The 13,735-nt window shown below is 75.5% G+C and carries 14 protein-coding genes and 1 pseudogene; 1 reads left to right on the forward strand and 14 read right to left on the reverse strand.

Annotation, left to right across the window (positions count from 1 at the left end; all coding sequences use genetic code 11):
- Window positions 1-125: 125 nt before the first annotated feature.
- From ABT247_RS03325 to bldG, 6 genes are all read right to left on the reverse strand, one after another.
- The gene (locus ABT247_RS03325) at window positions 126-584 is read right to left on the reverse strand and encodes a DUF3592 domain-containing protein (RefSeq protein WP_350737142.1); all 459 of its coding nucleotides are present in this window, start codon (window positions 582-584) and stop codon (window positions 126-128) included.
- 284 nt (window positions 585-868) lie between these two features.
- Window positions 869-2,401, reverse strand: a complete 1,533-nt coding sequence (locus ABT247_RS03330; RefSeq protein ID WP_350737144.1) for a DUF7059 domain-containing protein — start codon at window positions 2,399-2,401, stop codon at window positions 869-871.
- A 138-nt stretch (window positions 2,402-2,539) separates the two neighbouring features.
- Window positions 2,540-3,301 carry a small secreted protein gene (locus tag ABT247_RS03335; RefSeq protein ID WP_350737147.1) on the reverse strand — a complete coding sequence of 254 codons (762 nt, stop codon included), beginning with the start codon at window positions 3,299-3,301 and terminating at the stop codon, window positions 2,540-2,542.
- Window positions 3,302-3,436: 135 nt separating this feature from the next.
- Window positions 3,437-3,805 (reverse strand): cyclophilin-like fold protein, encoded by a 369-nt coding sequence (locus ABT247_RS03340; RefSeq protein WP_350737150.1) that lies wholly within the window; start codon window positions 3,803-3,805, stop codon window positions 3,437-3,439.
- 180 nt (window positions 3,806-3,985) lie between these two features.
- Complete coding sequence (locus ABT247_RS03345) at window positions 3,986-4,405, reverse strand: ATP-binding protein (RefSeq protein WP_350737153.1); 420 nt, start codon at window positions 4,403-4,405, stop codon at window positions 3,986-3,988.
- 159 nt (window positions 4,406-4,564) lie between these two features.
- Entirely contained in the window at window positions 4,565-4,906 is a 342-nt protein-coding gene (gene bldG, locus ABT247_RS03350; protein WP_188305076.1) for an anti-sigma factor antagonist BldG, read from the reverse strand.
- Window positions 4,907-5,128: 222 nt separating this feature from the next.
- On the opposite strand from bldG, the gene ABT247_RS03355 reads away from it, so the two are divergent.
- Window positions 5,129-7,549 (forward strand): DEAD/DEAH box helicase, encoded by a 2,421-nt coding sequence (locus ABT247_RS03355; protein ID WP_350737251.1) that lies wholly within the window; start codon window positions 5,129-5,131, stop codon window positions 7,547-7,549.
- A 128-nt stretch (window positions 7,550-7,677) separates the two neighbouring features.
- Here ABT247_RS03355 and ABT247_RS03360 read toward each other — a convergent pair.
- The 8 genes and pseudogenes from ABT247_RS03360 to ssd all read right to left on the reverse strand — a co-directional run.
- Window positions 7,678-8,076: pseudogene (locus ABT247_RS03360) on the reverse strand (Rv3654c family TadE-like protein); the annotation flags it as partial.
- 128 nt (window positions 8,077-8,204) lie between these two features.
- Window positions 8,205-8,639 (reverse strand): TadE family type IV pilus minor pilin, encoded by a 435-nt coding sequence (locus ABT247_RS03365; protein WP_350737157.1) that lies wholly within the window; start codon window positions 8,637-8,639, stop codon window positions 8,205-8,207.
- On the reverse strand, window positions 8,629-8,901 hold the full coding sequence (locus tag ABT247_RS03370) for a DUF4244 domain-containing protein (protein ID WP_350737159.1): 273 nt from the start codon (window positions 8,899-8,901) through the stop codon (window positions 8,629-8,631). The genes ABT247_RS03365 and ABT247_RS03370 overlap by 11 nt, the downstream gene beginning before the upstream one ends.
- Before the next feature lie 57 nt (window positions 8,902-8,958).
- Window positions 8,959-9,558, reverse strand: a complete 600-nt coding sequence (locus ABT247_RS03375) for a type II secretion system F family protein (protein WP_350737162.1) — start codon at window positions 9,556-9,558, stop codon at window positions 8,959-8,961.
- 251 nt (window positions 9,559-9,809) lie between these two features.
- A complete protein-coding gene (locus tag ABT247_RS03380; RefSeq protein ID WP_350737165.1) occupies window positions 9,810-10,877 on the reverse strand; it encodes a type II secretion system F family protein in 1,068 nt (355 codons plus the stop codon).
- A gap of 1 nt (window position 10,878) precedes the next feature.
- Window positions 10,879-11,031, reverse strand: a complete 153-nt coding sequence (locus ABT247_RS03385) for a hypothetical protein (RefSeq protein WP_350737168.1) — start codon at window positions 11,029-11,031, stop codon at window positions 10,879-10,881.
- Window positions 11,028-12,371 (reverse strand): TadA family conjugal transfer-associated ATPase, encoded by a 1,344-nt coding sequence (locus ABT247_RS03390; RefSeq protein WP_350737171.1) that lies wholly within the window; start codon window positions 12,369-12,371, stop codon window positions 11,028-11,030. Before ABT247_RS03390 ends, ABT247_RS03385 begins: the two co-directional genes overlap by 4 nt.
- 83 nt (window positions 12,372-12,454) lie before the next feature.
- Window positions 12,455-13,579 (reverse strand): septum site-determining protein Ssd, encoded by a 1,125-nt coding sequence (gene ssd / locus ABT247_RS03395; protein WP_350737174.1) that lies wholly within the window; start codon window positions 13,577-13,579, stop codon window positions 12,455-12,457.
- Window positions 13,580-13,735 lie beyond the last annotated feature (156 nt).

Raw genomic sequence — 13,735 nt, forward strand, 5'->3', positions numbered from 1 at the left:
GGGCACTCCGATCGGGTGGGGCTCCGGGTGCTCCGACTCCGTTCGCTTCTTACCGTTACGGTCCGTTTCGCGCCGTTGGCCCTGGACCGTGCTGATTCGTCCCCGCCGTCGGTGCAGCTCCGACCTCAGCGGCCGACCGCGACCAGCAGTGCGGCACCCGCCGCCAGGCAGCCCGCGCCCAGGGCGCTCCACAGCAGGTCGGTGACCACGGCCCGGCCGACCTCCCCCGCCGCCAGCACCGCCCGGCAGGGACGGTCGGGGTCGTAGCAGACGCGTACCGAGGCTCCCGGCGCGAAGCGCACCGGACGGCGCAACGGGGTGTGTCCCCGCGGACGGGTGAGCACCAGCTCACCGATCCGGCCGCCACCCGGCCCTCCCACCGAGGGCAGCACGGAGAAGGAGAGCAGCGGCGCGCTGTCGAGATGCCCGTGCACATCGGTCTCGGCGACGACGGTGGCGACCGCCGGTACGCCCCGCCGACGCACCCGGTGGCGAAGGCGCACTTCGGCGGCGCACCAGAGCAGCAGCACGCCGCCGAACAGGGCGAGCACCACCCCGGCCAGCGTCGCCGTCGTCGCGTCCACCCCTGCCCCCGACTCCCCAGCTCCGTCCACAGCCTGTGGACGGAGAGCCTCACAGCGCCGGGCCAACGGAGCGGGGCCGCCCGGGGACGGCCGGCCGAACCGGGGGGTACGGGCGGGTGAACCAGGCATCGTCCGCGAAGCGTTCCGCCGAACGGACCGACGCCGGGCAGGCGCGGGCAGGCACCCGGCAGACGCGGGCCGACGGCGGGCCGGCGGGCGCGAGCGCCGGCCCGATTGCGGGCCGGCGCGGGCAGGCCCCACCCGGCGGGGTCACGCCCAGCGGATCACCGGACGGGATCGATGAACCCCTGCTCGGTCAGCAGCCGCAGCGACTCCGGCACCCGGTCGCGCAGCACCACCCGGTCCTCGCCGAGCAGCTGCGCGATGGCGTCGACGATCTCGCCCGCGGACAGCGTCCCGTCGCACACCCCGACGAACCCCGCCGCCACGGTGTCCACCTTGGTGGCGCGCCGCATGCCGCGGTTGTGACGCAGGATCACGTGCTCCGGATCCTCCGCCCCCGGCGCGCCGACCTGCTCCTGGACCACCTCGTCGGCCAGCACGTAGCGGGCCGCGAGCAGGCCGGCGTCGTCGTGCGAGCGCAGGAAGTCCTGCCGGTCGAACCACTCCTCGATGTGCGGGCCGAGCGGCTGCTCCACCGGGTGCGGCCACTCCTCCACCCGTACGGTCGGGCGCTCGGCGCCGCCGGCCCGCAGGGTGATCCAGCCCATGCCGATGCCCTCGACCCGGCCGGCCTCGAAGGCGTCCAGCCACTCGCCGTACCGGGCCTGGTAGTCGCCGCCGGCGCCGCGGTGATCGCCCCCGTCCCGCAGCCACAACTCGGCGTACTGGGCCACGTCCTGGACCTCGCGTTGGACGACCCACGCGTCCAGCCCGGTGCCCGCGACCCAGCCGGCCAGCCGCTCGTGCCAGTCCTCGCCCTTGACGTGCTGCCAGTTGGCGAGCAACTGGCAGTAGCCGCCCGGCTCCAGGTGCTCGGCGGCCGAGCGCACGAGGTTGCGGCACAGGTCGTCCCCGGCCATGCCGCCGTCCCGGTAGGTGAACCGGCCGGCCGGCGAGATGACGAACGGCGGGTTGGAGACGATCAGGTCGAACTTCCGCTCCCCGACCGGCTCGAAGAGGCTGCCGGCGGCCACCTCGGTGCGGTCGAAACCGGACAGCGCCAGGGTCAGCTCGGTGAACCGCAGCGCCCGGGGGTTGAGGTCGGTGGCGACGACCTGCTGGGCGTGCCGGGCCGCGTGCAGCGCCTGCACACCCGAGCCCGAACCGAGGTCCAGCGCGGCCCGTACGGGGCGGCGGACGGTGATGTTCGCCAGTGTGGTGGACGCCCCGCCGACCCCCAGCACCAGGTCCTTGCGAGCCACTCCGTGAGCCGTCTCCCCGGAGCCGATGCCGCCCGCGCCGCCCACCGCGCAGCCCAGGTCGGAGACCACCCAGGCATCCGAACTCGGCAGACCGGCGACCTCGTTGGCGTACGGCCGGACGTCCACGGTGGCTCGCACCAGGTCTCCGTCGGGGCGCAGCCAGCCGTCCGCCAGGCAGTCCTCCACCGGCAGTGCGGCCGCCGCCGCCCGGTACGGCACCGGTTGCTGGAGCAGGAACAGCCGCACCAGGGTCTCCAGCGGGCTGCCGCCCTGCGTCGCACGCAGGGCCGGGACGGCCTCGCTGCGGGCCAGCGCCGCGTATCCGGTGGGGCCCAACAGGTCCAGGCACCCGTCAGCGGTGAACGAAGCGGCGAGCAGCGCCTCGCGCAGCTTGGCCAGACGGGTCGGGTCGAGAACGGGGCTACTGATCACCCCGCCATTGTCCCCCGCCCCGGCCGACCCCCGCCCCGCAGCCCGTCCATGGGCGGGCGGAGTGCGAAGCGGGCGGCGGCCGGAGCGGAGGCGGCTGGAGCGGGGGAACTCTCGCGTCCTCCCGTGTCCGGCCCTCGGTCAGCTCGTGCTGGGGGCCGGAGTGGACGGGTTGGCGGCCGGGGTGCCGGCGGCGCTCGCCGAGGGGGCGGCCGCCGGGCTCGCACTGCCCGTGGCGCCGGGCGTGGGCGCGGCGCTGGGGGCGCCGGTCGGGGCGGACGCACCGGCGCTCGGCGTCCCGGTCGCGCTCCCGGCGGCCGGGGAGCCGCCGGCGCTGCCGCTCGCACCGGCCCCCGGAGTCGCCTGGCTGGGCTTGCAGCCCTCCTGCTTGGCCATCGCGGCGCCGAGTTCGCCGCTCTGCAGCTTGCTCTGCGCCTGGGTGGACAGCGACGCCAGCCGCTGCACCTGATCGGCCACGCTGCGCAACCCGTCGGCGAACTTCGCTTGGTCGTTGTTGGGCAGCGCGTCCAGCTTCTTCTGCACGTCCTGGTAGCCGTCGGCCGCCTTCTTCAGCTCGTCGACGGTGTCCTTCTGCAGGGTCGCGCCGTCGTCCACCTTGGGCGCGCCGGCCGCATCGACGGCGGCCGCGATGTCCTGGTTGGTCTTGGCCAGCTTCCCGATGTCCGTCGAGAGCCGCTTCTGCAGGTCGGCCGGGGCCTCGCCGGTCTTCACCTGGCCGGTGTCGGCGAGGGCGGTCTGCGCCTGGGCGATCGGGTCCTTGGCCGCGCCGCAGACGTTCGACGCCCAGGACTCCAGCTGCTTGCTGTTGTCGCTGCCACAGCCGACGGCGCCGAACGCGAGCAGCACGCCGAGGGCGGGTACGGCCAGCAGTCGCTTGTTCACCGGGAGAGGCCTTTCGGTTCGGTCGTCTTCGGTCGTCGAACCTACACGTCCGCCGTCCGGCCGCCGGTTCCCGGCTCCTCGACCCCGTACCCCCCCGCCCCGAACTCGAGGCCCCGGGCCATCCCGGGCCAAAAGTCAGGCGCGTTCCACCCGGATCGGATCGCCCGGCCGGACGGTGCGCAACACCTGGGAGTCCCCGTCCAGCGCGCCGAGGACGTTGCAGGGGCTGGCCAGTCGGCACTCGCCGTCACGCGAGATCGGGGTCGGCCCGTACGGGAGCGCGAGGCTGTCCCCGTCGGTCCAGAACGCGACCGTGCCCGGTTCGACGACCTGCTGGGCACCGTCCTCGCGCGGCATACTGACGGGCGTGCCGAAGTAGACCTCGTCACCCCAGGTGTTCGCCGTCGAGGCGATCGGCAGCGCGTTCCAGAGCGCTTCGGTGGTCGGTGTCGCCCGCAGCGTGGCGGTGGTCTGCCCGGCCGGCCACAGGATGCGAATCCGCATGTGCTTCCTCTTCCGCGACGAGTCCGATCGACGACGATCGGACCCGGTCGTGCCGGAAGCAGGGAACCGCCAGCCTCAACAACTTGTCAACGGGATCTCAGGAGTCGGGATCCCCGCAGTCGCGTCCTCGGCGGTCGGGCGGCGTCGGTCGGGGCGGCAGGTACCGGCGGCGCGGCGGCTTCAGACCGTCACGGAGGCGACCGGAACCGGCCAGCTCATCCGGATCACGCCACCGTCGCTGCCGTTGGTGACCTCGAGGTCCTCGACCAGGCCGGTGATCACGGCCAGGCCCAGGGTGTCGTCGTCCGGGTCGCCGCCCTCGGCGGCGCCCGACGTCGGGACGGCGGCAGGGCCGGCCTCGTCCTCGACCTCGATGAGGAAACGCTTCTCCTGGTCGGTCAGCGCCACCCGGATCGTGCCGCCGCCGCCACCGCGCTGGTGCAGGCCCACGGCGCGCGAACACGCCTCGCCGACCGCGAGCCGGACCTCGTCGAGCACCGACTCGTCGACACCGGCCCGTCTGGCGACGGCCGCGGCGACCAGCCGGGCCGTCCGCACGTGCTCGGGTAGCGCGCTGAATCGAAGTTCGACGGTTGCCATCTCTCCCCTTCGGGGTGCTCCGACTGGGGCCCGGCACACGACCCCTGGTGGGCCGGCCGGACCGGCCCGGGAACGGCCGGGCCGCGCCGGGGCCGCACAGGCCCCGGCGCTCCGGACGTGTGGAACGGCGGGCCGGCCACGGGGACCGGCCCGGACGCGTCAGTCGGTCGCGGCGACCGCGTCGTCCACCGAGGTGTGGATCGGGAAGACCTTGGTGAGGCCGGTGATCCGGAAAATCTTGAGGATGCGCTCCTGGTTGCAGACGAGGCGGAGCGAACCCTCGTGGGCACGCACCCGCTTCAGACCGCCGACCAGCACACCCAGGCCCGTCGAGTCGAGGAAGTCAACGCCCTCCATGTCGACGACGAGGTGGTACTTGCCGTCGTTGACGAGCTCGACCAGCTGCTCCCGCAGCTTCGGGGCGGTGTACACATCGATCTCGCCGCCTACCTCGACGACCGTACGATCGCCGACTGCGCGGGTCGACAGGGACAGGTCCACGGAACCTCCAGCACCTTGCCTTGCTACGTCATGTGCGATCCTCGGCCGGAAGGCCGCCACCGCATGGTCGCGAGCCTGGCGCGCCAAGCCAAACGCGTGGCAAGCCTCAGCGCTGCGACCCACGGCCGTACGGCCGTCACGGCCACATTCAACCACCTGCGACCATGGCCGCACGATGGCTTACGACGATTCTCCGTCACGCCGGTGACACACTGGGTCCTCATGCCGCCCCGACACAGCCTGCCCGAGGCACTGCTCACGACCCTGGCCACCAGCCGGGGGCGGTCCGACCGGCTCACCCATACGGAGCACCTTCCCGCCCGACCTGCACGTTATGCGCCCTGGCCCGAGTCGATCCGACCGGAGATCGTGTCCGCCGCGCGCGCCGTCGGCGTCGAACAGCCCTGGGCACACCAGGCAGAAGCGATGAACCTGGCCAAAACCGGTCAGACTGTGGTGATCGCCACAGGCACCGCGTCGGGCAAGTCGCTGGGCTACCTGGCTCCGGTCCTCAGCGATCTGCTGGAGGGCACGGAAGCCCGCAACGGCCGTGGCGCCACCGCGCTCTACCTGGCCCCGACCAAGGCGCTCGCCGCCGACCAGCGCCGCCGCGCCGCCGAACTCGCACCGCCGAGGGTCAGGGCCGCCCTGCACGACGGCGACACCCCGCCGGAGGAGCGCGAGTGGGTCCGCCAGTACGCGTCCTACGTGCTCACCAACCCGGACATGCTGCACCGGGGCATCCTGCCGGCGCACGCCCGCTGGTCCTCCTTCCTGAAGTCGCTGCGCTACGTGGTCGTCGACGAGTGCCACAGCTACCGGGGCGTGTTCGGTTCGCACGTCGCCCAGGTGCTCCGCCGGCTGCGCCGGATCTGCGCCCGCTACGGTTCGGCACCCACCTTCCTGCTCGCCTCCGCCACCACCGCCGATCCGGCCGCCACCGCCCGGCGCCTCACCGGCCTGCCCGCCGTGGCCGTCACCGAGGACGCCTCGCCGCGCGGGCCGATGGTCTTCGGCCTCTGGGAACCGCCACTGACCGAGAACGTCGGCGAACACGGCGCGCCGGTGCGCCGCACCGCCACCGCCGAGGCCGCCCACCTGCTGACCGACCTGGTCGAGCAGCAGACCCGGACGGTGGTGTTCGTCCGCTCCCGGCGCGCCGCCGAGCTGGTCGCCCTCCAGACCCAGGACCAGCTCGGCCGTCCGCTCGCCGACCGGGTCGCCGCCTACCGCGGCGGCTACCTCGCCGACGAACGCCGGGCCCTGGAGCGCGCGCTGCACTCCGGTCGGCTGCTGGGCCTCGCGTCCACCTCCGCTCTCGAGCTCGGAGTCGACATCTCCGGTCTCGACGCCGTCCTGATGGCCGGCTACCCCGGCACCCGGGCCTCGCTCTGGCAGCAGGCGGGCCGGGCGGGCCGCGAGGCCCAGGGAGCGCTGGCCGTGCTGATCGCCCGGGACGACCCGCTGGACACCTACCTGGTGCACCACCCGGAGGCCCTGTTCGCGGCGCCCGTCGAGGCCACCGTGCTCGATCCCGACAACCCGCACGTGCTCGCCCCGCACCTGTGCGCGGCCGCCGCCGAGCTTCCGCTCACCGCCGCCGACCTGGAGCTGTTCGGCCCCTCCACCGCGCCGCTGCTACCGGTCCTGGAACGGCGCGGCCTGCTGCGCCGCCGCGCCGACGGATCCTGGTACTGGACCCGCCGGGAACGCGCCGCCGACGCCGTCGACCTGCGCGGCAGCGGCGGCAGCCCGGTGCAGATCGTCGAGGCGGACACCGGCCGACTGCTCGGCACGGTGGACGCCGCAGCCGCCCACACCACCGTTCACACCGGGGCCGTGCACCTCCACCAGGGCCGCACCTACCTGGTCCGGGAACTCGACCTGGAGAACTCGGTCGCCCTGGTCGAACCGGCCGACCCGCCGTACACCACGGCCGCCCGCGACATCACCTCCATCTCCGTCCTCGACACCGACACCACCGTCCCCTGGGGCGAGGGCCGGCTCAGCTTCGGTTCGGTGGAGGTGGTCAACCAGGTGGTCGGCTACCTCCGGAAGCGGATCTCCACCGGGGAGATCATGGGCGAGAGCAAGCTCGACCTGCCGCCCCGCACGCTGCGCACCCGGGCGGTCTGGTGGACCGTCACCGAGGACCAGCTGCTCGACGCGGACCTCCCGCTCGACCAGCTGCCCGGCGCGGCCCACGCCGCCGAGCACGCCTCGATCGGCCTGCTGCCGCTGTTCGCCACCTGCGACCGGTGGGACATCGGCGGTGTCTCCGTCCCGCTGCACCCCGACACCGGGTTGCCCACCGTGTTCGTCTACGACGGCCATCCGGGCGGGGCCGGCTTCGCCGAGCGCGGTTTCCAGCGGGCCTTCGAATGGCTGACCGCCACCCGGGCAGCGATCGCCTCCTGCGAGTGCGAGCGCGGCTGCCCGTCCTGCGTCCAGTCGCCCAAGTGCGGCAACGGGAACGACCCGCTGGACAAGGCGGCGGCCGTCCTGCTGCTGGACGTGCTGCTGGCCGGAGCACCCGAGGCGGAGGCCGAGCCCGGTCCGGACGGCGGTGCGCCCGGCCCAAACGGTGCACCCGCCCCCGAGGGCGGATCCGGTCCGGACGGCGGTGCGCCGACCGGCTCGTGAGGGGCCGCCGTCGCACCGCCCGGAGAGTCACCCAGGCCGTCCTCGGCGACCGTGACCGGCGCCCGGGCCGGTCCGGCCCGGGCCCTCGCCCGCGCCGGTCCCACCGGCAGCCGCGCCGGGAGCCCGCCGACCGGCACCTCGGTGACCACCTCGACGGCGTCCGCCGTCCGGTCAACCGCGCAGGAGACCAGGCCGGCACCCTGCGCGGCAGCGATCCCCGCAGCCCGACCGCAGCCGCCGTCCGCGTCCAGCAGCAACCGGTCCGCCGCCGCGAGGGCCGCCAGATCGGCGGCGGACTCGGCCCGGTGCCGGGCAGCGACCACCGCACCCAGCGCGATCGTCGCGGCGAAGACCGCCACACCCAGCATCGCCAGCGCGAGCGACCACACCGTCGCCGAGCCCGCATCCGGCCCCCGGCCGGCTCCGGAGACGGTCCGAGCCGCCCGGGCCCGCACCAGCCGCTCCACCGCCCGACCAGCGCTCCTCAGCCGCGCCATGCACCACCACCTCCTCCTCACCGCCCTCATCCCGCAGGCCCGGCAGGCCCGGTGGCCCGGCAGCCCACCTCCCGCGCAGCCGCGCGCGCCCACCGCCCCCGCTACGGCCGGGCCGCCGCCCGGTGCCCTCTCGTCTCACTGCATCTCGCCTCGCCGGCTCAGGAGGTACGCGCAGCGCCACCTCCCGCCCCGCTTCCCAGCACGTCCTCCCGAGCCGCCACCGCCCGCGCGGCGAGCCGCACGTTGAGCAGACCGCTGAGCCTGCCGGGTCCCGCGCAGGGAGCGTCCACGTCCACCCGCACCGTGTCCGCCGCGACCACGAGCCGGATCTCCGCCCCCGGCGGGGCGGCCACTCGGGCGAGTTCCGCGGCGTCCGCCTCACCACGAGCGGCCGCTCGGGCACCGATCCGAGCCGCGTCCACGCAGCGGATCTGCGCGGCCGCCACGAGCACGCCCCAGATCAGCATCGCCGCGAGCAGGACGAGCGCGGGCAGGGCCACCGCCGTCTCCGCCGTGACGAAGCCTCCGTCGGAGCGTCGGCTCGGTCGCAGCGACCACGGCGGTGCACCGCTGTCCGCCGTCCTACGTGGCATGGAACGCGCGTTCCAGCATGTCGGTCAGCGCTCCGGTGATGGTCGCGCTGGTCACCACCTTGTACAGCCCGGCGGCGAAGGCGCAGGCGCCCAACGTTCCGACGGCGTACTCGGCCGTGGTCATCCCGGCGTCCGACCGGCGCCGTCGCCGGGGCGCCAAGCGCGCCCACCCGGCCGCCCAGCGGCTCTTCCGCCGCCAGCTGCCCAGCAACTGCCGGATCGGTCGCCCGGCACCGGGCCTGATCGCGATCACTGCGGTCATCAATCTCTCCTGTCCGTTCCGTTCCTCGACCCCGGCGGATCCGGAGCCGGCGTTCCCTCACATTGCTTGCGTGAAGCGGCCGGTGAGGCCGATCACCACCGGCACCACCCCGATCAGGACGAAGGCCGGGAGGAAGCAGAGCCCGAGCGGTGCAGTGGCGAGCACGGCGGCCCTGCGGACCCTCGCGTGGGCCGCCCGGGCGGTGGCCGTCCGCTGCGCCTGGGCCAGCCCGATCAGCGGTTCGGCTGCGGGCGCCCCGCTGAGGCTCGCCCTGACCAGGCAGCGCCCGAGCGGGGCCAGCGCGGGGTGCTGCTCGCCCAACCGGTTCCAACTCAATTCCGGCGGAGCCCCCAGAGCGAGTTCGGCCCCGATCGCCACCAACCGCGGCCCCAGCGGCGCGCCCACGCTCCGACCCACCGCCGACACCGCCGCCGAGGGCAGCGCCGCCGAGCTGAGGCAGGCCGCCAACAGCTCGGTCGTCAGAGGGAGTTGCCTGGCCAGCAGCTCCTCCTCGCGAGCCGCCCGGAGCTCCGTCGAAGACTTCGCGCGGGCCGACCACCGGTGGACGGCCACTGCTGCCAGCACGCCGATCACCGCCCCGACGAGGCCGCCGAACAGCAACGCCACGGTCAGCCCGGCGCCGACCGCCGGCACCACGCGCCGACCCGGCCCAACGCGCCACCGCCACAGCGATGTTCGCTTCCGCGCGTCCTCCCGCCCCGACGCCCGGACGAACGCCCGCCGACTGACCCGGCCCCGTGACAACCCCGTCACGAGCACCGCCAGCACTGCCACCGCCACCACCGCCCCTGCCACAGCCACTGGCTCCACCGGCACCGCAAGCGGTCCCGGCACCGGCCTCGGCATCGCCCTCGCGAGGGCGGCAGCCGCCCATGCATGTCCCCTCATCACCGGGCCTCCGCTCCCCCACCGAGCGCCCGCCGCCTCGAGGCGCTCGCCGAGGGCTCCCGGGGGCCCCGCATCCGCATGAGCCCTCGGCGTGCACCGCCGCGCTCCCACACCTCCGCGGCCGGAGGACCACTGCCAGGGGTCCGTAGCGGCTCCAGTGCGCCCCGGCCCGCCGCCCGGACAATGCGATCCGTCCAGAGCACACCGAGCCCCTCCAGGGCCACTCCCACCGCGAGGCAGCCCAGCCCCGCCGAGGTGTGCAGCAGCACGTCCACCGGACGGGCGCCGATCGCGGCGCCCAGCAACAGCCCCGCACCCGGCAGGGCGGCCAGGACGGCGATCGTCGTCCTGGGCCCGGCCAGCTCCCCCGCGATCTCCTCCGCCAGCGCCCGTTCGGCGCGCAGCGCCTCCGCGACCCGGTCCAGAGCGGCGGCCAGCCCCGAGCCGCCGTCGGAGGCGACCCGCCAGCAGGCCGCCATGGCCGCCGCCCCACTGCCGCCCGGCAACGCGGCCAGCAGCAGGAGCGCAGCGGGGACGTCGCCGCCGTAGCGGCCGGCCGCCAGCCGGGCGACCGGCTCCTCGCCGAGCCGACGCAGCCCGTCCGGGTCCACCGCGAGCCTGGCGGTGACGAGGTGGAGTGCCTGCTCAGGCGTCGAGCCGCCGCGCAACTCACCGGCCAGCGCGGCGCAGAGCTCCACCACGGCCGCCGCCCGCTGCCCCGCCTCCGCCGTCAGGCGCCGCCGGAGCCGCCATCTTCGCAGCGGCAGCACGGCCAGCCCGGCCGCGAGCACCGGCACCGGCGACGAGGCGGCCTGCCCGGCGGCCACGCCGACCGGCAGGAGCAGCAGTTCGGGCGCCAGAAGCTCCGGGAGCCGTCCGCGCAGTCGCCCGGTCGGCTCCGGGGCCGGCCCGCGCACCGGAGGACCGCTGCCTGCCAGCACCAGCCGGGACCGCCGGCCGCCCGGCAGCTGCTCCTGCACGGCCCGCCACGCGGCGACGGCCACCAGGCACAGCACCGCCGTCCACCAGAGCGCCAGTTGGTCCCGCATCACCTCACCACCTCCCATGTCATCGCCCTCCTCCTCGCCACGTCCCGAGCAGCGCCAGCGCGGTCAGGGCGCAGCCGCTGAGCAGTCCGACGAAGCCGAGTTCCACCCACCGCAGCTCCCGCGCCGCCTCACCGGCCGACACCGCCGCCGCCACGATCGCCACCGCACTCACGACGGCCCCGATCCGGGCGGCGCTGCCGCGCCCGACGTCGGTCCTGGCGCCGTTCCTGACGCCACGCCCGACGCGCCTCCCGGCGCCACGCCCGGCGCGCCTCCCAGCGCCACCCCGCGCGCCGCCAGCAGTCCCACGAGCCGTTCCCAGCCCGCGCCGGTCACCAGCCCGCCGGTTGCCGGGAAGGCCACCGCCGGGATGGTGACGGCCAACCCGTCACGGTCCCCGGCCAGCGTGTGGACCTCCGCCACCCGGCGCCGCCCCGAGCCCGGGTCCCGGACCAGGTGGACCACCACGTCGAGTGCCGCCCGCAGTTGGCTGTGCAGCGCCGGCCGGTCGAGCCCGGCGAGCGAGCCCAGCGCCTCCAGCCGGACCGGCACGTCCGCCGCCGTGTTGGCGTGGACCGTTCCGCAGCCGCCCTCGTGACCGGTGTTGAGCGCCGCCAGCAGGTCCGACACCTCGGCCCCGCGCACCTCGCCGATGACCAGGCGGTCCGGCCGCATCCTCAGCGCCTGCCGGACGAGGTCCCGCAGGGTGAACTCGCCCAGCCCCTCCTGGTTCGGCGGTCTGCTCTGCAACCGCACGACGTGGGGGTGGGCCGGTCGAAGTTCGGCGGAGTCCTCGGCGACCACGATCCGCTCGTCCGACCCGACCAGTCCGAGCAGCGCCGCGAGCAGCGTGGTCTTGCCCGATCCCGTCCCGCCGGAGACCAGGACGGACAGCCGCGCCCGCACGATGCCCGCCAGGAGGTCGGCGCCCTCCGGCGGCAGTGCCCCGCCCGCCACCAGCTCGTCGAGCGTGAACGGCCGGGGCCGGCACACCCGCAGCGAGATGTGCGTGCAGCCGGCCGCGATCGGCGGCAGCACCGCGTGCAGTCTGGTGCCGTCCGGCAGGCGGGCGTCCACCCACGGCCGCGCGTCGTCCAGGCGCCGCCCGGCGGCGGTGGCCATCCGGTGGGCCAGCCGCCGCACCGCCTCGGCGTCGGCGAAGCGGACCCCGGTGGCCCGGTGCAGGCCGCCGCCACGGTCGACCCACACCTCGTCCGGACCGTTCACCAGCACGTCGGTGACGTCCGGCGTCGCCAACAGCCGGTCCAGCGGGCCCGCACCCACCAGTTCGGCGCGCAGCGAGCGCACGGTGTCCAGCACCTCGTCACCACCGAGCGGTGGCCGGGAGGCCCGCAGCACCGCCGCGACCGAGCCCGCCGTGGGGGCGGCCCCGGATTCGGCCAGCCGCAGCCGGACCGCGTCCACCAGCTCCGCCGTCCGCTCCTCGCGGGCCGTCCGGCCGTACGGGCAGGGCCCGTGTCCGGCCCGGGGCGGCCCCCCAGGGGGCGGCACGCTCCTGAGCGGACGGTGCTCCAGCGCACCGTCGCCCGCGCCCGGGGCGCCACCCCGGGGACCTGTCCTGCGCAGACGGACCATCAGTACACACCTCCTCCGACCGCCGGCACCGGCGGCAGTACCCGGTTCAGGAAGGCCGCGCAGAAGCGCGCGAGCGGGCCGTTCTCCCGGAGGCCGGGCGGAACGCCGTTCTCGACGTCCTCGGCCAGGCCCGGCTCCGGCTCCAGCTCTCCGGCCAGCTCCAGTCGCAGCCCGCGGGCGATCCGGTGTGCCGGGAGCCCGCCGGCCCGGACCGGCCGGACCACCGCCCGGACGTCCCCGATCCGCATCCGGGCCGCCGCGGCCACCCGGTCGGCGGCCGCCACCGCGCGCAGTTCGGCGGGGACGACCAGCAGCGCCAGGTCGGACTGCTCCAGCGCCTGTCCTGCGGCCGCGTCGAGGTGGCGCGGAACGTCGACCACCACCAGGCCGCCGCGTCGCCGGGAGGCGGCCAGCACGCTGCGCATGGCCTCCGCCGGCACCGTCAGGGTGTCTCCCCGGTCCCAGGAGAGGCAGGACAGCGCGGAGAGCCGTTTGAGGGCCGGTAGGGCCCGGGCCAACTCGGCCCCGCTGACCCGTCCACGCGAACCGGCGAGGTCGGGCCAGCGCAGTCCGCGGGCCGTCTCGCCGCCGAGCAGGATGTCCAGGCCCCCGCCGAGCGGATCGCCGTCGATGAGCATGGTCCGCCGGCCCGTGCGCGCGGCGGCGACCGCGAGGGCACAGGCCAGGGTCGACGCCCCGGCGCCGCCTCGTCCGCCGATGACGGCGACGGTGGCCGCGGGGCAGCCGGCGCCCTCGGCCGCGTCGGCGATCCGGTCGAGCAGCCAGGCTTCGGCGTCGGGAAGGAACAGCACGTGTTCGGCGCCGAGTTGGACGGCTCGGACCCATACCCCGGGATCATCGAGGTCCAGGCCGAGCAGGAGGACCCCGCCGCGCCGGCTCAGGCCCGCGCAGCGTTCGGACTGGTCGTCCCCGACCAGGACCAGCGGGGCGCCCTCCCACAGTTCGCGCGGCGGTGGTGCACCGCGGATCAGCCGCGGCTCGGTGCCCGCTGCCGCGCAGAGCCGCAGCAGGTGCTCGGCCAGGCCCTCGTCCTCGGTGACGACGAGCGGCCCGGCGGCCGCCGGGTCCTCGGCGGTGACGTGGTCGGCGATCGGCGTCGACATGGTGCTCTCTCCCCTCTGCGCCGCCGACCACAGGGGCCGGGGCGCGCGTCGGACGGTGCCGGCGGACGGCCGCTCGGCAGACCTCCGGAGAGGAAGGGGATGAGGCTCTGCCCGGCGACCGCCGCCGACCATCACGGTGGGGGGGAGATCCGGATT

Source organism: Kitasatospora sp. NPDC001539 (genome assembly GCF_040298565.1).
Lineage (GTDB): Bacteria > Actinomycetota > Actinomycetes > Streptomycetales > Streptomycetaceae > Kitasatospora.

Coding starts and splice junctions, on each gene's coding strand:
- ABT247_RS03340 (WP_350737150.1), bottom strand. CDS start 3,805: ATGCGGATTCGCATCCTGTGGCCGGCCGGGCAGACCACCGCCACGCTG.
- ABT247_RS03345 (WP_350737153.1), bottom strand. CDS start 4,405: ATGGCAACCGTCGAACTTCGATTCAGCGCGCTACCCGAGCACGTGCGG.
- ABT247_RS03355 (WP_350737251.1), top strand. CDS start 5,129: ATGCCGCCCCGACACAGCCTGCCCGAGGCACTGCTCACGACCCTGGCC.
- ABT247_RS03365 (WP_350737157.1), bottom strand. CDS start 8,639: ATGCCACGTAGGACGGCGGACAGCGGTGCACCGCCGTGGTCGCTGCGA.
- ABT247_RS03370 (WP_350737159.1), bottom strand. CDS start 8,901: ATGACCGCAGTGATCGCGATCAGGCCCGGTGCCGGGCGACCGATCCGG.
- ABT247_RS03380 (WP_350737165.1), bottom strand. CDS start 10,877: ATGGGAGGTGGTGAGGTGATGCGGGACCAACTGGCGCTCTGGTGGACG.
- ssd (WP_350737174.1), bottom strand. CDS start 13,579: ATGTCGACGCCGATCGCCGACCACGTCACCGCCGAGGACCCGGCGGCC.